General features: G+C 71.2%; 13 protein-coding genes and 1 tRNA gene. 6 read left to right on the top strand and 8 right to left on the bottom strand.

Annotated elements, in window-relative coordinates:
• Nucleotides 1–83: 83 nt before the first annotated feature.
• Nucleotides 84–2,720 carry an MFS transporter gene (locus tag NUM_RS29605; protein ID WP_207128207.1) on the bottom strand — a complete coding sequence of 879 codons (2,637 nt, stop codon included), beginning with the start codon at nucleotides 2,718–2,720 and terminating at the stop codon, nucleotides 84–86.
• On the bottom strand, nucleotides 2,717–3,244 hold the full coding sequence (locus NUM_RS29600) for a MarR family winged helix-turn-helix transcriptional regulator (protein ID WP_207128206.1): 528 nt from the start codon (nucleotides 3,242–3,244) through the stop codon (nucleotides 2,717–2,719). The genes NUM_RS29605 and NUM_RS29600 overlap by 4 nt, the downstream gene beginning before the upstream one ends.
• A 436-nt stretch (nucleotides 3,245–3,680) precedes the next feature.
• On the opposite strand from NUM_RS29600, the gene NUM_RS29595 reads away from it, so the two are divergent.
• Complete coding sequence (locus NUM_RS29595) at nucleotides 3,681–5,174, top strand: peptide MFS transporter (RefSeq protein ID WP_225918934.1); 1,494 nt, start codon at nucleotides 3,681–3,683, stop codon at nucleotides 5,172–5,174.
• 44 nt (nucleotides 5,175–5,218) lie between these two features.
• Here the strand turns inward: NUM_RS29595 and NUM_RS29590 are convergent, their stop codons facing one another.
• The 6 genes from NUM_RS29590 to NUM_RS29565 form a co-directional block, all read right to left on the bottom strand.
• Nucleotides 5,219–6,562 carry an ABC transporter substrate-binding protein gene (locus NUM_RS29590; protein ID WP_207128204.1) on the bottom strand — a complete coding sequence of 448 codons (1,344 nt, stop codon included), beginning with the start codon at nucleotides 6,560–6,562 and terminating at the stop codon, nucleotides 5,219–5,221.
• A gap of 2 nt (nucleotides 6,563–6,564) precedes the next feature.
• The gene (locus NUM_RS29585) at nucleotides 6,565–7,380 is read right to left on the bottom strand and encodes a carbohydrate ABC transporter permease (protein ID WP_207128203.1); all 816 of its coding nucleotides are present in this window, start codon (nucleotides 7,378–7,380) and stop codon (nucleotides 6,565–6,567) included.
• Entirely contained in the window at nucleotides 7,377–8,273 is an 897-nt protein-coding gene (locus NUM_RS29580) for a carbohydrate ABC transporter permease (RefSeq protein ID WP_207128202.1), read from the bottom strand. The genes NUM_RS29585 and NUM_RS29580 overlap by 4 nt, the downstream gene beginning before the upstream one ends.
• 263 nt (nucleotides 8,274–8,536) lie before the next feature.
• A complete protein-coding gene (locus tag NUM_RS29575; RefSeq protein ID WP_207128201.1) occupies nucleotides 8,537–12,373 on the bottom strand; it encodes an ABC transporter ATP-binding protein in 3,837 nt (1,278 codons plus the stop codon).
• A 127-nt stretch (nucleotides 12,374–12,500) separates the two neighbouring features.
• A complete protein-coding gene (locus tag NUM_RS29570; protein WP_263975153.1) occupies nucleotides 12,501–13,958 on the bottom strand; it encodes an MFS transporter in 1,458 nt (485 codons plus the stop codon).
• Between the two features lie 126 nt (nucleotides 13,959–14,084).
• Entirely contained in the window at nucleotides 14,085–14,273 is a 189-nt protein-coding gene (locus NUM_RS29565) for a hypothetical protein (protein WP_207128200.1), read from the bottom strand.
• Between the two features lie 176 nt (nucleotides 14,274–14,449).
• Here NUM_RS29565 and egtD point away from each other — a divergent pair, with 176 nt between their 5' ends.
• The 5 genes from egtD (at nucleotide 14,450) to NUM_RS29540 (ending at nucleotide 18,985) form a co-directional block, all read left to right on the top strand.
• Nucleotides 14,450–15,424 carry an L-histidine N(alpha)-methyltransferase gene (gene egtD, locus NUM_RS29560; RefSeq protein ID WP_207128217.1) on the top strand — a complete coding sequence of 325 codons (975 nt, stop codon included), beginning with the start codon at nucleotides 14,450–14,452 and terminating at the stop codon, nucleotides 15,422–15,424.
• Nucleotides 15,425–15,624: 200 nt separating this feature from the next.
• Complete coding sequence (locus tag NUM_RS29555; RefSeq protein ID WP_207128199.1) at nucleotides 15,625–16,461, top strand: DUF6319 family protein; 837 nt, start codon at nucleotides 15,625–15,627, stop codon at nucleotides 16,459–16,461.
• A 145-nt stretch (nucleotides 16,462–16,606) separates the two neighbouring features.
• A complete protein-coding gene (locus NUM_RS29550; protein WP_225918932.1) occupies nucleotides 16,607–17,926 on the top strand; it encodes a protoporphyrinogen/coproporphyrinogen oxidase in 1,320 nt (439 codons plus the stop codon).
• A 157-nt stretch (nucleotides 17,927–18,083) separates the two neighbouring features.
• Nucleotides 18,084–18,896 (top strand): hypothetical protein, encoded by an 813-nt coding sequence (locus NUM_RS29545; protein ID WP_207128197.1) that lies wholly within the window; start codon nucleotides 18,084–18,086, stop codon nucleotides 18,894–18,896.
• Nucleotides 18,897–18,909: 13 nt separating this feature from the next.
• Nucleotides 18,910–18,985, top strand: a tRNA-Thr gene (locus NUM_RS29540).
• Nucleotides 18,986–19,136 lie beyond the last annotated feature (151 nt).

Below are 19,136 nucleotides of genomic sequence, written 5' to 3'. Positions count from 1 at the left end.
CAGCACGAGCACCCCGGACAGCACGAGCACCCGGACAGCACGAGGGCCCGGCGGCACCTGCCGCCGGGCCCTCGCCGTACCGGTCAGTCGGTCGAGTGGCTCAGCTCGACGTCGTGCTCGTGCCGGTCGCCGATGCTGAGCGTCAGCGAGCTGCGCACCGGCGCGTACCCGGACGCGACGACCGTGTAGTCGCCCTCCGGCACTTCGGTGAACGCGTACCGCCCGGCGTCGTCGGTGATCGTCGCGGCGATCTCCGTCCCGTCCGGCCGGCGCAGGCTGACCCGGGCACCGGGCACCAGCCGGCCGTCGGAGGACCGCGCCACGCCGCGCAGCTGGGCGCCGCCGGCCAGCTCGATGTCCTGCCGGACCCGGCCCACGTCGGGCACCGTGACCAGCAGCGCCACCGGCTGGTAGGACGGTGCGCTGACCGCCAGCGTGTACGACCCGGCGACCAGCTCGACGAACTCGTACGTGCCGCCCACGTCGGTGGACTGCGAGCCGACCACGTTGCCGTCGGCGTCCGCGAGGATCACCGCGGCACCCGGGATCGGGTGGTCACCGGTCTGCTTGACCGCACCGACCAGGCCGGCCGAACCGGCCAGGGTCAGGTCCAGCTGCACCGGGTTCCCGTTCACCGTCACCATGGTGGCCTGCGGCTGGTGCGCCCGGGCGCGGGCGATCAGCACGTAGTTGCCGGGCCGGTCGACGGCGATCTGGTACCCGCCGTCCTCGGCCGTGACGCCGCGCCCCATCTGCTGCCCGGCCGGGTCGATCAGGGTCAGCGCGGCGTCGGAGACCACCGCGCCGCCGGCCTGCCGGACGTACCCGCGGATCGGCGTGCCGATCACCGGCGTCGCCCCGGCCGGGTTGGCCGGCGACGGTTCCGCCGTCGGGTCGACCGCCGGCAGCGCCGCGGTCTGGTCGGCCGGTGGCTCCGCGCCGGTCTCGGCGGTGGCCGCGTGCCGGCCACCGGGCGGCACCGAGTCCTCGGTGTCCGCCACCATCGCGGTCGGCTCCGCCGCGACCATCGCGGCCGGGTCGGCTGCCGCGTCGGCGCTCTCCGCCGACAACCGCGCCTGGGTGCCGGACTGGCTGCGCAGCGGCACCTCCTTGGTGAACAGGAAGAGCACGAAGGCGATCGCCGCGACACCGGCGGAGATCAGGAACACCAGGTCCATCGAGTTGGAGAACCCGACCAGGAACGGGCGGGCCAGCCGGTCGTCGATGTGGGAGAGGAACGACGAGTCGCTCATCACCCGCTTCGCCGCCTGCGCCGGGTGCTTCAGCAGCTCCACGTTCAGCGGGTTCTTCAGCACCGACGGGTCCTGCGCGGCCTGCGCGATGCCGTGCTGGATCGACTTCTCCTTGAAGGCGTCGCCGATCTTGTCGCCGACCGTGCTGAACAGCACCGAGATGAACACCGCGGTACCGAGCGTGCCACCCATCTGGCGGAAGAACGTGCTGGTGGCCGACGAGACGCCCATGTCCTTCGGCGGCGCGGCGTTCTGCACCGCGAGGGTCAGGGTCTGCATGCAGTTACCGAGGCCGAGGCCGAGCATCGCCATGAAGACGTTGACCTGCCACAGCGCGGTGTCGGCGCCGATGGTGTGCAGCAGCAGCAACGCGGCGACCATCAGCGCGGTCCCGATGATCGGGAAGATCTTGTACCGGCCGGTGCGGGCGGTGATCTGGCCGGACAGGATCGAGCCGACCATCATGCCGAGCACCATCGGCAGCATCAGGAAGCCGGACTTGGTCGCCGACGCGCCGTGCACGATCTGCAGGTACTGCGGCAGGATCGCGATGCCGCCGAACATCGCCATACCGACGATGAAGCCGCCGGCCGACATCAGCGAGATCACCGGGTTCCGGAACAGCCGGAGCGGGATCAGCGCCTCGTCCTTGGCGAACTTCTCCGCGACGATGAACGCGATGATGCCGATCACGCCGATGCCGTAGGCGGCCAGCGACTTGGTCGAGGTCCAGCCCCAGGACTGGCCCTGCTCGGCCACGACCAGCAGCGGCACCAGCCCGATCACCAGGAACAGCGCGCCGGCCCAGTCGATCTTGTGCTTGTGCGCCGCGTGCGGCACGTTCAGCACCTTGGTCACCACGACCATCGCCACGGCCGCGATCGGCACGTTGATCAGGAACACCCAGCGCCAGCCGGTCAGGCCGAGGATCGAGCTCTGCCCGGACAGCACGCCGCCGAGCACCGGGCCGAGCACGCTGGAGGTGCCGAACACGGCGAGGAAGTAGCCCTGGTACTTGGCTCGCTCGCGTGGCGCGACGATGTCACCGATGATCGCCAGCGCGAGCGACATGAGGCCGCCGCCGCCCAGGCCCTGGAACGCCCGGAACGCCGCCAGCTCGTACATCGAGGTGGAGAACGTGCAGGCGACCGAGCCGGCGATGAAGATCAGGATCGCGGCCAGGAAGAACGGCTTCCGGCCGTACATGTCGGACAGCTTGCCGTAGAGCGGCGTGGCGATCGTCGACGTGATCAGGTACGCGGTCGTCGCCCAGGCCTGCTTGTCCAGGCCCTTCAGGTCGTCCGCGATGTTCCGGATGGCGGTACCGACGATCGTCTGGTCGAGCGCGGCGAGGAACATGCCGAGCATCAGGCCGATCAGGATCGTCATGATCTGGCGGTGCGTCAGCACGCCGTTGGACGGGGACGCAGCCGCCTTGCTCGGTGCCGCGGCAGCGGTATGACTCATCCGACCTTCTCTCCCCGTTGCTGTTTCTCGCTGCAGCCCTCGTGGACTCGCAGCAGGTATTCCTCGAAGTCGTCGTTGAGGCGGTCGAGCAGCGTCAGCAGCTCGCGCCGGTCCTCGTCACCCCAGCCCGCGAGCACGTGGGCCATGTGTTCGTTGCGCCGCTTCCGGATGCGCCGGTAGACGCGGCGGCCGTCCTCGGTGGGCGCGAGCAGGTAGGCCCGGCCGTCCTCCGGATCCGGGGTGCGTTCCACCCAGCCCTGCTTGACCAGCGCGGTGACCTGCCGGCTGATCGTCGAGATGTCCGAGTGCACGGCCTCGGCCAGGGCGGTGGTGCGTTGCGGTCCGTCCGCCGCGAGCCGCCACAGCAGCACGTAGCCGACCTTCTCGATGCCCGCCTGGTACAGCTCGGGCAGGTTGGTGTGGTTGCGGCCCACCAGGCGCAGGAACCGGACAAGCTGATCGCCGAGGCGGTCGGCCAGCGCAAGCTCCTCGTCCGGCGGAGTCGCCGGCGTCGAACCGGACATGATCTCCAAGCTGCCTGCCGACCGACGGCCGGGCAGGCCCCACCGAGGATGGATAGTTGTTCCCTACAAGCATCAGTTTTGCCGGCCCGGCAGGCAAGTTGATTAGCTGTGACGAAGAACCCAATTACTTGCCGGCCGGTCAAATCCGCCCGGCACATCGCCCGTACGGCGACGAGAGGGTGACGCGACCGGCGTCTTCGGTCGACCGCGGCCCCCTTGCCGGGTCGAACAGCGGCGACCCGACCGCGGCGCTCCGCCGGCGGTACGGGTCGGCCCCAGCCTAGGCGCGGTCGGACCGACGCCGATCGGCGCCCCGGACCGGCGCGACCCGCTGCACGGTTCGCCCGGCGCATTGACGGGTAGGAAAAGCGGCAAATGCCCACCAAGTGGTACCGGCGCAATGCAGCCTGAGGGGATCCCGACGGAAGGGGCGACGGTGAGTCAGGCAGTCGACGACGACGCGGTACCGGACGCACCGCAGTCCGGCTTCTTCGGCCACCCGCGCGGCCTCGCCACGCTGTTCTTCACCGAGCTGTGGGAACGCGTCAGCTACTACGGCATGCGCGCGATCCTGCTCTACTACATGTACTCCGCGGTCAGCAAGGGCGGCCTCGGGATACCGCAGGGCACCGCGTCGTCGCTGATGTCGATCTACGGCTCGGCCGTGTTCATGTCCGGCGTGATCGGCGGCTGGATCGCCGACCGGCTGCTCGGCTCCCGCCGGTCGATCTTCATCGGTGGCTGCCTGATCATGTGCGGGCACATCTGCCTGGCCATCCCGACCGGCGGCTTGGTCGCGCTCTACCTGTCGATGATCTTCATCGTGCTCGGCACCGGTCTGCTCAAGCCGAACATCTCCAACGTCGTCGGCGACCTCTACAGCCGGCGCGACGCCCGCCGGGACGCCGGCTTCTCCATCTTCTACATGAGCACCAACATCGGCGCGTTCATCGCGCCGATCGTCGTCGGCGCCCTGGCGAACGGCTACAACTACCACGCCGGGTTCAGCTTCGCCGCCTTCGGCATGGCGCTGGCGCTGGTGCTCTACGTGGTCCTCGGCCGCTGGATGGGCACGGCCGGCACCAGGGCGCACAACCCGATCACGCCGGCCGAGCGGCGACCGATCGCCACCCGGTTCGGCATCGGCGCGATCGTGGTCGTGCTGGTACTGGGCGGGATGGTGCTCGGCGGGGTGTTCACCGTCGGCTGGGTCATCGACATCATCTCGGTGCTGTCCGTCGCGCTGCCGGTGGCGTACTTCGTGGTCATGCTGCGCAGCCCGCGCACCACGCCGGACGAGCGGTCCCGGGTCCGGGCGTACATCCCGCTGTTCGTCGGGTCGATGTTCTTCTGGATGATCGAGGAGCAGGGCTCGGTGGTGCTCGCGACGTTCGCGAAGCAGCGCACCAACCTGCACCTGGGCAGCTTCGACATCCCGCCGTCCTGGTTCCAGTCGATCAACCCGCTGGCGATCGTGCTGCTCGCGCCGCTGTTCGCGTTGCTGTGGACGAAACTCGGCGACCGGCAACCCCGTACCCCGCGCAAGTTCGCCGCCGGCATGTTCCTCGCCGGCCTGTCGTACCTGCTGATGACCGGGCCCGGGCTGATCAACGGGACGTCGGTACCAGCCAGCCCGTTCTGGCTGGTCGGCAGCTTCGTGATCGTGATCCTCGGCGAACTGTGCCTGTCGCCGGTCGGGCTGTCGGCCACCACCAAGCTGGCGCCGGTCGCGTTCGCGTCGCAGACGATGAGCCTGTGGTTCCTGTCCGACGCCGCGGCTCAGGGGATCAGCGCGCAGATCGTACCGGTGTTCGACCCGGACACCGAGGTCGCCTACTTCGCCATCGTCGGCGGGGTGATCGCGCTGCTCGGCGTCGTCATGTACCTCATCTCGCCGCTGATCACCAAGCGGATGCGGGACGTCAACTGACCTGCCGCGGTGACCCGGCCGGGCCGGGTCACCGCGACGCGGGGTCACTTGTAGTGCGAGTCGTAGGTTTCGCGGATCAGGTCGGCGAGCGAGCCGAGCTTCTTGTCGAGCCGGTCGAAGACGTCCGGCACCGACGCGTTCGACGAGTACAGCTTGGTCAGCTGCTCGTCCATGGTGTCGCCGGCGCTGGACACGATCAGCCGGATCAGGTCCTGCGGCTGCGTCTTCGGCAGCTGCTTCAGCGCGGTCAGGTAGTTCTTGTCCTTGGTCGCCTTGATCAGCTCCGGCTCCTGCTGGGCCGCCTTCACCACCGGCAGGTAGCCGGTACCGACGGTCCAGTGCGCCGAGTTCTTCGGCTGCGCCAGGAACTTGAGGAACTGCCAGGCGGCCTCCTTGCGCGACTTGGCCGCGTACTTGAGCACGCCGATGCCGGACCCGCCGGTCGGGCAGCCGAAGTTCCCGTCGTGCTGCGGCAGGAACGCGGTACCGACCTGGTAGTGGCCACCCTTGGCGTTCAGGCCGGCCTGGGTGAGGCCACCGGTCGAGGACAGGTAGCAGGCGGTGATCCCGCTGCCCATGTCCTGGTCCGGCTTCTGCGACAGGTAGGCGGCCTGGTGCTTGCGGACGAAGTCGACCATCCACTGCCCGGCGGCCTGTACCGGCTTCGTGTCGAACTTGACGTCCAGGCCGTTGGAGTAGTGGCCGCCCCAGGTCCAGATGTTGCTCTGCAGGTACCAGCTGGCGTACGTGCTGCCCAGTGCCAGCACCTTCGGGCGCCCCGCGGCGGTCTTCTGCCGCATGATGGCCGGCGCCCACTCCTGCAACTGCTCCCACGACTCGGGCCCGTCCGCGGACAGCCCGGCCTTCTCGAACAGCGTCTTGTTGTAGTAGAAGATCGGCGTGCTGCGCGCGAACGGCAGCCACCACAGCTTCCCCTGGACCGTGCCCTCGTCGATGAACTGGTCGATGAACTGGTCCGGCTGCACGTCGCCGTCGAAGAAGTCGTTGTACGGCTCCAGCGCGTCGGCCAGGTGGATCTTGCGCCAGGTGATCTCGGACAGTACGCAGATGTCCGGGACCTGCTTGGCCACGATCGCGGTGGCGAGCTTCTGCATCGTCATCTCGTAGCTGCCCTGGAACTGGGCCTCCACGTAGATGTCGGACTGGCTGGCGTTGAACTTCGCCACCAGCTCCGTGAGCACCGCGAGCGGGGTACCGCCGAACGAGTGCCAGAACACCACGTGCTGTCGCTTGGCGTACTTGCCGGGCACCGTCCCGGCGGTCTGCTGGAAGCTGCCGGCACAGCCGGACATCGCCGCGACGCCGGTGAGCCCCAGCGCGCCGAGCAGGGTGCGCCGACTCAGCGCGGCGCGTGCGTTCGAGTTCATTCTCAGCCCTTCGTCGCGCCGGCGGTGAGCCCGGCGATGATCTGGCGCTGGGCGATGAAGAAGACGATCAGCACCGGCACCACGATGAACACCGAGGAGGCCATGACCGCGCCCCAGTTCGTGAAGCCCTGCGCGTCCTTGATCATCAGCAGCCCGACCGGCAACGTACGCATCGAGTCGGTACTGGTGGACACCAGCGGCCAGACGAAGTCGTTCCACTTCTCCACCAGCGCCACCACGATCACCGTGACCACCATCGGCCGCGACATCGGCAACACCACGTGCCACAGGATGCGCAGGTGGTTCGCGCCGTCGACCTTGGCCGCGTCGGTGACCTCGGACGACAGCGTCAACATGTGCTGCCGCAACAGGAACATCGCGAACACCGACCCGACCCCGGGGATCACGATCCCGGCGTACGTGTTGACCCAGCCGAGCGCCGCGATGGTGAGGAAGTTCGGCATCAGCACGACCGTGCCGGGCACCATCATCGCGCCGAGGAAGATCAGGAACACGATCCGCTTGCCCGGGAAGTCGAGGAACGCGAACGCGTACGAGCTGAGGATCGCCACGCAGATCTGGATCAGCGCGCCGGCCAGCGTGACGATGATCGAGTTCTTGTACATCGCGCCGAACGGCGCCGACTTCCAGCCGTCGATGTAGTTCTGCCAGTTCAGCCCGTCCGGGAACCACTGGAACTGGAAGATCTTCTCCGGCGAGGTGACCGAGGTGGACAGCAGCCAGTAGATCGGCACCGCGGCGAGCACCAGGACGACGATCAGCCCGAGGTATTTCAGGCCGGTACCAACGGTCTTCATCGGTAGTGCACCTTCCGCTCCATGAACCGGGCCTGGGCCGCCGTGATCGCGATCAGGATCACGAACATCACGAGCGCACCGGCGCCCGCATGGCCGGCGTCCAGAGCCTGGAAGGCCTCTTTGTAGATGTACCAGGAGATCGTGGTGGTGGCGTCGCCCGGACCACCGTCGGTCATGATGGCGATGACGTCGAACGCCTGGAACGTCGCCACGATCGTGACCACCACGACGAAGAACGTCACCGGCGACAGCAGCGGGAAGGTGATCTTGCGGAACAGCGTCCAGGGGCCGGCGCCGTCCAGCTTCGCCGCCTCGTACAGGTCGTTCGGCATGCCCTGCAGGCCGGCCACGTAGACCACCGCGACGAACCCGATCGTCTTCCACAGGTACACGATGATCAGGCCGGCGAGCGCCCAGTTCGAGTCGGTCATCCAGGCCGGTCCGTCGGCGCCGATCTTGCCCAGCACCATCTTCATCAGCCCGATCTGCGGGTCGAAGATGAACAGCCAGACGGTACCCATCGCCACGCCGGACAGGATGTGCGGCGCGAACGCCACGGTGCGGACCACGTTGCGGCCGCGCAGCTTCTGGTTCAGCAGGATCGCGACCGCGAGCCCGGCCACCACGCAGCCGATGACGACCGCGCCGGAGAACAGGACCGTCCGCAGGATGACCCACCAGAAGTCGGTGTCGGAGAACATGTCCTGGTAGTTCGCCAGGCCGACGAACGGGATGTGCGGCGAGACCATGTCCCAGCTGGTCAGGCTGAGGATCCCGTTGAACACGATCGGCCAGTAGGCGAAGACCGCGAGCAGCACCGCGTTCGGCGCGATGAACAGCAGGAACAGCAGGTACTCGCGCCGTTTACGGCGCGTTCTGCTGGCCGACCGCACCCCAGGCGTGTCAGCCTCGGCGGTAGCCGCCGATGATCGGTCAGTGACTGTCAACGTTCCCTCCCACCACGGCAACCGGCACGACGCACCACGCGGTCGTTGAAAGATATTTACGACAGCGTTCACGGGAAGATAGAGCAGCGTCTGGCCGTGCCGCAACCCACAAGACAGACGTCGTTAACCTTCCGGACACCTGCTCGTCACCCAGGGCCTACGGAGTGCCGCAGCACCGGTACCGACAGCGATACCGCGGTGGGTTCGGGTCAGCGCGCGGCCGACGTGGTCTGCCCGGTGGTGAAAACTTCCCACTGCCGGGCGTAGACGCCGTCGGCAGCGAGCAGCTCGGCGTGCGTACCCGCCTCGACGATGCGACCGCGGTCGAGCACCACGATCCGGTCGGCCCGTGCCGCGGTGGTCAGCCGGTGCGCGACGACCAGCGTGGTTCGCTTGCCCACCAAGCGATCCGTGGCCCGGGTGACCTCGGCCTCGGTGGCCAGGTCGAGCGCCGCGGTCGCCTCGTCCATCACCAGGATGTCCGGCTCGACCAGCTGCGCGCGGGCCAGCGCGAGCAGCTGCCGCTGGCCGCTGGACAGGTTGCGGCCGCGCTCGGCGACCTCGTGGTGGTAGCCGCCGTCCAGCCGGGCGATCATGTCGTGCGCGCCAACCGCGCGGGCGGCGCGCTCGACCTCGGCGTTGCTCGCCTCGGGCCGGCCGTACGCGATGGTGTCCCGCACCGTGCCGGGGAACAGGTACGGCTCCTGCGGTACCACGCCCATCCGGTGCCGGTAGCCGGGCAGGTCGTAGTCGCGGATGTCCACGCCGTCGACCAGGACCGCGCCGCCGGTCACGTCGTAGTACCGGGAGACCAGCTTGACCAGGGTGGACTTGCCGGCTCCGGTCTCGCCGACCACCGCGACCGTCTCCCCCGGCGTCACCGCGAGGTCCACATCGGACAGTGCCGGCGGCAGGTCCGGCGAGTAGCCGAACGACACGTCGGCGAACACGATCTCGCCGCGCAGCCGCGGCGGCACCGGAACCGGGTCGGCCGGCTGCGGCGTGCTCGTCGGGGTACGCAGCAGCTCGACGATGCGGCGCAACCCCACCGCCGCCTGCTGGTACCCGTCGAAGACCTGGGACAGCTGCTGCACCGGGGCGAAGAACATCTCGATGTAGAGCAGGTACGCGATCAGCGCGCCGGCGCTCAACGATCCACTGTGGACCAACTGGCCGCCGACCACCAGCACCAGCGCACCGGCCACAGTGGACAGGAACTGGACGAACGGGAAGTAGGTGGCGATGTAGCGCTGGGCCCGGGTGCGGGTGCGGCGGTAGTCGTCCGAGCGAGCCGAGAACCTGTCCCGGTTGCGCCCCTCCCGGCGGTACGCCTGGGCCACCCGCATGCCCGCGACGTTCTCCTGCAGGTCGGCGTTGACGATGCCGACCTTCTCCCGCGCCTCGGTGTACGCCTTGGACGAGCGGGACCGGAACACCAGCGTGGCCACCACCATGACCGGCAGCACCGAGCAGACCACCAACCCCAGCTCGACATCCAGGTACAGCAGCGCGCCGAGGATGCCGAAGAACGTCAGCACCGAGACCACCGCCTGCACCAGCCCGGTCTGCAGGAACGACGAGAACGCGTCCACGTCGGTGGTCATCCGGGTCATGATCCGGCCGGACAGCTCCTTCTCGTAGTAGTCCAGCCCGAGCCGCTGCAGGTGCGCGAACGTCTTGACCCGCAGCGCGTAGAGCATCCGCTCGCCGGTGCGGCCGGTGATCCGCGTCTGTCCTATCTGGACGATCCAGTCGATCAGCACGACGCCCAGGCCGACGATCGACACGGTGGCGATCACCGCCAGGTGCCGGTGCTGCACGCCCGAGTCGACACCGGAGCGGATCAGCGCCGGCAGGATCAGCGTCGCCGCCGCGTCCACCGCCACCAGCAGCAGCGCCACCAGCAACGGGGTACGCATCGGGGCGATCAGCCGGCGCAGGCTGAAGTGCGGGTCCGCCGCCCGTACCGAGTCGTCGTCCACGTCCGGGGTGTCGGTGGCCGGCGGCAGCGCGGCGACCTTCGCCAGCAGGTCCGGCGTCGGCGGCATGCTGGCCAGCGCGCCGCCCATCCGGCCCATCCCGCCGCCGCCGGCCCGCACTCCGTCGCGCGGCAACGCGGTCGGATCGCCGGAAAGCCCGGGCACCTGTTCCGGTTCCGGTGCGCGGGCCGGATCCCACAGCCGCGCCGTCGTCCCGTCGTCGTTCAACTCGTCGGCCGCCGAGTCCGGTACCACCAGTGTCGGTGCGGCCGGCAGCTCGCCGGCGTCGATGCCCTCGGCGTCGTCGCCCGGCCCGGACAGCAGCAGGTTGTACAGCGGGCAGCGCCGTTCCAGCTCCGCTTCGGTACCGATGTCCACGACCCGGCCGCCGTCCAGCACCGCGATCCGGTCCGCCAGCGCCAGGGTGGAGCGGCGGTGCGCGATCAGCAGCGTGGTACGGCCCCGCATGACCCGGTGCAGCGTCGCGTGGATCTCCGCCTCGACCTGCGCATCCACGGCCGAGGTCGCGTCGTCCAGGACCAGGATGCGCGGGTCGGTGATCAGCGCCCGGGCCAGCGCCACCCGCTGCCGCTGCCCGCCGGACAGGGTCAGTCCCTTCTCCCCGACCATCGTGTCGTACCCGTCGCGCAGGCCGAGGATGAACTCGTGCGCCTCGGCCGCCTTCGCCGCGGCGACCACCTGCTCGTCGGTGGCGTCGGGCCGCCCGTACGCGATGTTGTCCCGGATCGACTCGGAGAACAGGAAGCTGTCCTCCAGTACCAGGCCGATCGAGGCCCGGAGCGAGTCGATCGTCAGCTCCCGCACGTCGTGCCCGGCGACCCGGACCGCGCCCGTACCCACGTCGTAGAACCGGGGCAGCAGCAGCGACACCGTCGACTTGCCCGAACCGGACGAGCCGACCAGCGCGATCGTCTCGCCCGGCGCCGCGGTCAGGGTCAGCCCGGACAGCACCGGCTGCGACGGCACGTAGCCGAAGTGCACGTCGTCGAACTCGACCGTGGGGGTCACGTCGGCCGGTACGTCGATCGCGTCCGGCGCCTCGGTGACCAGCGGCTGCGAGTCGATCACCTCGAACACCCGGATCACGCTGGCGCGCGCCTGCTGGCCGATGGTCAGCAACCCGGCGAGCATCCGTACCGGGCCGATCAGCTGCGCCAGGTAGCTGGAGAAGGCGAGGAACGTGCCGAGCGTGATCGACTGGTTGACCGCGAGCCAGCCGCCCAGCGCCAGCACGCCGACCTGGCCGAGCGCCGGAATCGCCTGCAGCGCCGGGTTGTACCGGCTGTTCAGCCGCACCGCCCGCAACCGGGACGCGAACAGCCGCCGGGCCACCCGCTCCAGCTTGGTCAGCTCCTGCGCCTCCTGGCCGAAGCCCTTGACCACCCGCACGCCGGTGACCGCGTCGTCCACCTCGGCGGCGACGGCGGCCGCCTCCTGCTGCGCCGCCCAGGTCGCCGGGAACAGCTTGCGCCGGGACAGCACGGAGATCCAGTACAGGCCGGGGCCGACGGCGAGCGCGACGAGCGTCAGCAGCGGCGACAGGGTGATCATCACGACCAGCGAGATCACGAACAGCAGGACGTTGCCGATCATGATCGGGAACATCCCGAGCAGGCCCTGCACCATGGTGATGTCCGAGGTGGCCCGGCCGACCACCTGGCCGGTCTGCAACTCGTCCTGCCGGGCACCGTCCAGCCGGGACAGCGCGGCGAACAGGCCGGTGCGCATGTCGTGCTGCACGTCCAGCGCCAGCCGGCCACCGTGGTAGCGGCGCAGGAACGCGGTGCCGTAGATGGCCAGCGCGGCCAGCACCAGCAGCCCGACCAGCGGCAGCAGCGGGCGCTTCGAGGACAGGATCGAATCGTCCACAATGGAGCGTTGGATCAGCGGCACCAGCGCGGTGACGGCCATCCCGGCCACCGACGCGCCGAACGCCACGATCACCCGGCCGCGATAGCGCCAGCAGTACCCGAGCAGCCGCCGCAACCACCCGGCCTCGCCCGGCAGCTCGGCGTTACGTCCCGTTTCGTCGCTCTCCGCCGTCATTGTTCGCCTCGTCGCACCACGACCACCACGCTAATACGGAGTCAGGCTCGCCAACTGCCGCCGCGGTACAGGTCACACCCGAGCGCCACCGGCCAGCGGCCACCGGCCACCGGCCACCGGCTACCGGCTACCGGTTCCGGTGGTGCCGGCGATCGAACGCCAGGTCCACCAGCCCGACCAGCAGCGCGACCAGGACCAGGGCGATCGAGCCGCGGATGCCCAGCGCCGCCGCCTGGTGGTAGTCGCCGTGCGTGGTGGCCAGGCTGCCGAAGAACAGCGCGCCGGCCACCGCGGTACCGATCGCCGAACCGATCCGCTGTCCCGTCTGCAGCACGCCCGCGGCGGTGCCGCCCTCCGCCGGCGGTACCTCGGCGAGGGTCAGGGTCTGGTTCGGCGCGATGGTCAGGCCGCTGCCGATGCCGGCCACCGCGAGCGGCAGCGCCGTCACCAACCCCACGTGCCCGCCGGTGAAGGCGCCCAGTACCAGGTCGGTGCCGACCAGGCCGACCGCCACCGCGAGCACCCCGAGCACCACCAGCGCCCGCCCGTACCGGGAGACGATGCGACCACCGAGCGCGGCGGCACCGGCCGACCCGATCGCGAACGGCAGCATCGCCGCGCCGGCCTGCAGCGGCGTGTAGTCCAGCCCCCGCTGGAAGAACAGCGTGATGACGAAGAAGATCCCGGTGAACCCGGCGAAGTAGGCCAGCCCCAGCGACGTACCCATCGCGTAGCTGCGGGTACGCAGCAGGGCCAGGTCGACGAGCGGCTGCCGGCCACGCCGGCCGTACCGCCGCTCCCAGCCGACGAAGCCGGCGAGCAGCGCCACCCCCACCACGAGCAGCCACCACGGCGCGCCGGACGGGTGCTTCTCCGCCTGGATCAGCGGCAGCATGATCGTCACCACCGCGGCACCCAGCAGCACCACGCCGACCAGGTCGAGCGTGTGCCGGGAACCGTTGCGGTCGATCCGGTCGTGCGGCAGCAGCCGTGCCCCCGCGAACAGCGCCAGCACCCCGATCGGCAGGTTCACGTAGAAGACGAACCGCCAGCCCTCCTGGTCACCGAACCCCTGCAGCAACAACCCGCCGAGCAGCGGCCCGATCGCGGTCGAGATGCCGACCACGGCGCCGAACAGGCCGAACGCGCGGCCCCGCTCCTTGCCCCGGAACAGCTGCTGGATGACGCCGATGACCTGCGGGTTCAGCAACCCGCCGGCGGCGCCCTGGAGCAGCCGCGCCACCACCAGCCAGGTACCGGAGGTGGCCGCGCCGGCGAGCGCGCTGGTCGCGGTGAACAGCACCAGCCCGGCCAGGAACATCCGCTTCCGCCCGCGGTCGTCGCCCAGCCGGCCGGCCGCCACCAGCACCAGCCCGAACGTCAACGCGTACCCGGAGATCACCCAGGACAGGTCGGAGGCGGTGGCGTGCAACCCGTCCTGCATGGACGGCAACGCGACATTGACGATGCTGACGTCCAACAGCGTCATGAACCCGGCGATCAGGCACACCGTCAGCGCGCGCCACCGGCGCGGATCCGGGGTGTACTCGCCGATCACGCTGGACCGGGCATCGACGGAGGTCACGGTCCCATCGTTCAACGCCGGACCCCGATCCCGCCCGCCGACCCGACCGGACGGTGTCCACTGTCACCCGGTACGACCGGACGACGGCTGCCCGGCCCCGGGTCGCACCGCCGGTGCGACCCACGATCAGCCGGTGCCGTTCGCGTTCTCCCGGGCCAGCTCGAACCAGCCGGTGCCCTGGCACTCCGGGCAGCGGGTCGGCGCGGCCAGCGAGAACGTCTCCCGGCTGCCCCACTGCACCGCCATCTTCGGTGCCCAGACCACGCCCGTACTCCGGCACAACTGGCACATCAGTCGGGTGCGGTGCGCAGACATGAGCCGCAGCCTACCGATGGCACAACCACCCACCGGCCGCAACCCGGCAGCGGCGGTACCAGCACACCCGGGGCCCGGCATTCACGCCTCGGCCGGGCCGGTGAACCACCGCAACCTCACCGCTGCCGTTCCGCCGGGCCGTACCGTGAGTTCATGGCTGCGGGGGTGGCGGCGTGCTGAGCGAGCGGCCGACCTGCGACGTCCGGCTCGGGCCCGACGAGCGGACCCGGGCGCTGCGCGCGGACGCGGTCGCCGGGCTGACCGAGCGCCCGAAGTGGCTGCGGCCGACCTGGTTCTACGACGCGCACGGCAGCATGCTGTTCGACGAGCTGAGCCACGCACCCGGTTACTACCTGGCCCAGGCCGAGTGGACGGTGCTCGCCACGCACGCCGCCCGGATCGCCGCCGACACCGACGTCCGCACCCTGATCGAGCTGGGTTCCGGCGCGTCGACGAAGACCCGGCTGATCATCGAGGCCGGGCACGAGCACGGCACGCTGCGCCGCTTCGTCGGCTTCGACGTGTCGGAGAGCGCGCTCGCGTCGGCCGCCGCGACGCTGTCCGCCCGGTACCCGTGGCTCGCCATCCACTCGATCGTCGGCGACTTCACCCGGCACCTCGACGCGCTGCCGACCGGCGAGAACCGGCTGGTCCTGTTCCTCGGCGGCACCATCGGCAACCTGCTCCCACCCGACCGGGCACAGCTGCTGTGCGGACTGCGCGCGGTGCTCGCGCCCGGGAACGCGCTGCTGCTCGGCGTCGGCCTGGTCACCGACCCGGACACGATGGTCCGCGCGTACCAGGATCCCGACGGGCGCACCGCCGAGTTCAACCGCAACGTGCTGCGGGTACTCAACCGCGCGCTCGGCGCGGACTTCCCGGTCGAGGCGTTCGAGCACGTGGTGCGTTGGGACGCCGAGCACGAGTGGGTGCAGTTGCTGCTGCGCGCGACCCGGCCGATCGACGTGACGCTCGCCGCGGTCGACCTGACGATCTCGTTCACCGCGGGCGAACTGCTGTGCACGGCCGTCTCCACCCGGTTCCACCGGGCCGGGATCACCGCGGAACTCGCCGCCGCCGGGTTCACCGTCGAGCAGTGGTGGCCGGACACCGCCGACCGCTTCGCGGTGACGCTCGCCCGCGCCCGCTGAGCTACCCGTACCGGTGGTCCCGGCGGTACCGGCCGCGGCACCAGCCGGCTCACCGGCAGTATCGAGGTCGGCCACCCCGTGCGGGCGTCGTGTCGTACGCCTGTGCGAAGGTCGTTCCACACTGTCGTACCGGAGGTCGGTCCGACCTCTGCGGCCGCGGGACGTCGTTCCCCGTGCCACCACCGAAGGAAAGGACGAGCGTGAGCGCTGGTTCCACCGATCAGCTCAGCGACCGTGACCTGCACGCCCTGGTCACCGCGCTGGGGCGAGGCGAGCAGCCCAGGGTCGCGGTGCACACCGCACACGGTGAGATTCCCGCCGGTACCAAGGGGGTCCTGGTCGACCACGACCCGGACGCCGACCTGCCGTGCACGGTGCGCATCACCCGGGACGGATCCGAGCAGGACGTCCGGCTACCCACCGCGGTGCTCGCCGTCGTACCGCGCGGTCGCGCCGACGTCATCGCCCGCACCGCCGCGACCGCCCCCGACACCGAGCCCGCCACGACGGACACCGACCCGACCGCCGGCACCTCGAGCACCGGCCCGGCCGACGCCTCGACCGGCGCCGACGCGGCCGGTGGGCCGGCACCGACCAGCGGTGCGGCGGCGTCGGATGCCGAGCGCGGCGCCGGCGACGCCGAGGGCGAGCCGACCGGCACGGCGACACCGGCCCGGCGCGGCCGCCCGGCCAAGACCGCGGCGAAGAAGGCCGCCCGCGGCAACGCCGGCGACGTCGTGATCACCGTGACCGTCGCCGGCGACGGCGCCACCGTCGAGGCGAGTCACGGCTCGCGCAAGCTGGTCAAGCCGACCGCGCTGCCGGTGACCGCCGGGCACGCGGTCGCCCAGGCGATCGACATCGAGTCGATCACCGGCGCGGTCGAAGCGGTCATCGACGAGCACCGCGCCGCCAAGCAGGCCGAGGCGGAGGCGCTGCGCGCCCGGCTGGCCGAGCTGGAACGCGAGCTCGCCGGCTACCCCGGCGCCGACGACACCGAACCCGCCGGCGAGCCGGAACCGGCCGTCGCATCCTGACCCACCGGCACGTCCCCGGGCAGGACGCCAGCAGCCGCCGGGGTGTTCGGCGCCGCGTGGTGTCACCGCCGGTCCGGTACTCCGGTGGTGGCACCGCGCCGGGGCGTGCCTCGGCCGGGTGCGCGGCCACGGCATGATGGGTGCCATGGCGGTACCTCGACGGGTGGTGGTGGTCGGCGCCGGCCCCGCCGGGCTGACCGCGGCGCGCGCCCTGACCACGGCCGGTGCCGCGGTGACCGTGCTGGAGCGAGATCCCCGGCCCGGCGGCCGCTCCGGCGTCGCCGAGCTGCGGGTCGACGGCCAGGCCTGGCGGTTCGACCGGGGCGCCGAGTTCATCGCCTCCTTCTACCGCTCCACCCGCTATCTCGCCCGGCAGGTCGGCCTCGGCCGGCGCGAGCTGGTCCGGCTGCCGATGGACAGCCGGATCGTCCTGGACGGCCGCCGGCACCCGCTGCCGACCGGTGCCGCGGCGATGCTGCGCACCCCGCTGCTGTCCGCGTCCACCCGACGCCGGCTGGCCGGCCTCGGCACCCGGCTGGCCGCGTCCGCGCCGCGCTGGGGTGACCTGGCCGCCGCCACCGACCTGGACGACGAGGACGCCGCCAGCTGGTTCGCCGCGCACGTCGGCCGCGACTACGCGGAGCGGATCCTGCCGGCGACGCTCGACGCACTGATGCTCTCGCCGGCCGACCGCACCTCCCGGGCCGTCGCCCTGGCGCAGGTCGCCGCCGCGCCCGGTGCCCACCTGTACTGCCCGCGCGGTGGCCTCGGCACGTTGTGGGAGTCGGTCGCCGCGGCGCTGGACGTCCGGTACGACACGACCGTCGTGGCGCTGCGGCCGGACGGCGACCGGGTGCACGTCGACACCGCCGGCGGCGACACCGTCACCGCCGACGCCGTGGTACTGGCCGGCCCGCCGTCGCTCGGCACCGCGCTGCTGCCGGCCGACCACCCGGACCGGTCGCTCGCCGACGACGCGACGTTCTCCCCGGCGGTACTGCTGCACGTCGCGCTGGCCGCGCCGGCGCCGGTGCCGCACCCGGTCAGCCCGGTCGGTCCCGGCCGGCACCCGCTCGCCGGGGTCGAACCGCTGGAGATCCGCGGTACCGGGCAGGTGCCGGACGGTCGCGGCGGCCTGGCGGTCTGCGCGTCGCCGCAGCTCGGCGCCGAGTTGCTGGACGAGCCGGACCGGCCGATCCGCTCGCTGCTGCTGGCCGAGGCGGAGCGGTTGCTCGGCCAGCCGCTCGGCGACATCCTCGGCTGGTCGGTGGTCCGCCACCGGTACGGCGTGCCGCTGTTCGGCGTCGGCTGGCTGCGCCGGCTGCACGCGCGCGACGCCGCGCTGCGTGCCGGTACCCATCGCGCCGACCGGATCCAGCTCGCCGGCGACTGGCTCGCCAGCCCCAGCCTCGAAGGCGCCGTCCGCAGCGCCCTGCACGCCTGCGCCACCCTCCTGCACAGCTGACCCAGCCCGACCCACCACCGCCGGTTCGGCGGATGACGACACGCGATCGCCGGGCCGTCCCGCTGGGCGGATGACGACACGCGATCGCCCGGCCGTCCCGCTGGGCGGCGGGCACGCCGATGATCACCGAGTGGCAGCGGGCCGCTACGGTGGCCGAATGCGGGCCGCGTTTCGTACCAGACTGTCGTTGATCAGGGCCTTCGTCGTGATCCTGCAGCTGTTGCCGCCGGCGATCCTCGTCGTCGTACTGGCGTCGATGGCCACGCGGCGACCTGCCGCGGCACCGGCGCTCGCCGTGGCCGCGGTACTGCTCGTGCTGGCTGCGGTGCAACTGGGCCGGCACTGGAACGACACCGACGAGTGGGGCAGGTCCGGCCGGTGGATCGCGATGCTGGTCGGCGGAGGGCTCGCCGGGTTCGGCGCCGATCGCGCGGCCGACGGCGCCGGGCACACCCCGTCCTGGATGCTGGCCACCACCGCCGCCGGGGTCGCCGGTGCGTGCGGCGCCTGGCTGCTGTGCACCGTGCTGCGGCACCTCTGCCTGCGGCCGGTCCTCGCCGCGGACCCGGCCGACCTTGCCGCCAGTCCGCTCGCGCTGACCTGGCCACTCGGCTCCGGCTTCCGGCTGCTGGTCGGGCTGGACGAGGTGGGCGTGACCAGGCGCGTCCGGCTGCGACACTGGGGCAGCGAGGCTCGCTGGGTCGACCGAGCGAGCTGGTCGGAGGTGGGCGACGTAGCCGCGGTGACGGTCGCCGAGCCGGGCACCGCCCCGAACCCGCGCACCTTCCCGAGCGAAACGATCCGGGTCGGCCGGCTGGCGCTGCGGGTGTCGGTCGGAAACCGCGTCTGGCTCCGGGCCACCCGCTCGGGGGATCGGCTGGCCCGCCTGGTCGAACTGCGCGCCGGCCGGCACCGCGGCGCCCGACAGGCCGGCACCCATGAGTACGACCGCACTGGTCCGAGGCCTTAGACTGGTCGCGTTTGCCGCCTTAGCTCAGTTGGTAGAGCGACGCTCTTGTAAAGCGTAGGTCGTCGGTTCGAGGCCGACAGGCGGCTCCAGGAGCGTTCGGTGACATTCCGGACGCGCGGGCCCGGCGGTGGCGAATCACCGGCGGGCGACCACCCCCGTCGTACGGCGAGTCAGCGGCGCGGCACCGCTCGTACGCGCTCTGTTCATTCACAGGGCCAGCGGCTATGTTGGCGACAGCAC

This window comes from Actinocatenispora comari (assembly GCF_017312725.1).
Lineage (GTDB): Bacteria > Actinomycetota > Actinomycetes > Mycobacteriales > Micromonosporaceae > Actinocatenispora > Actinocatenispora comari.
Note: the sequence above shows the minus strand (reverse complement) of the source record. Positions and strands in the feature narration are given on the sequence as shown.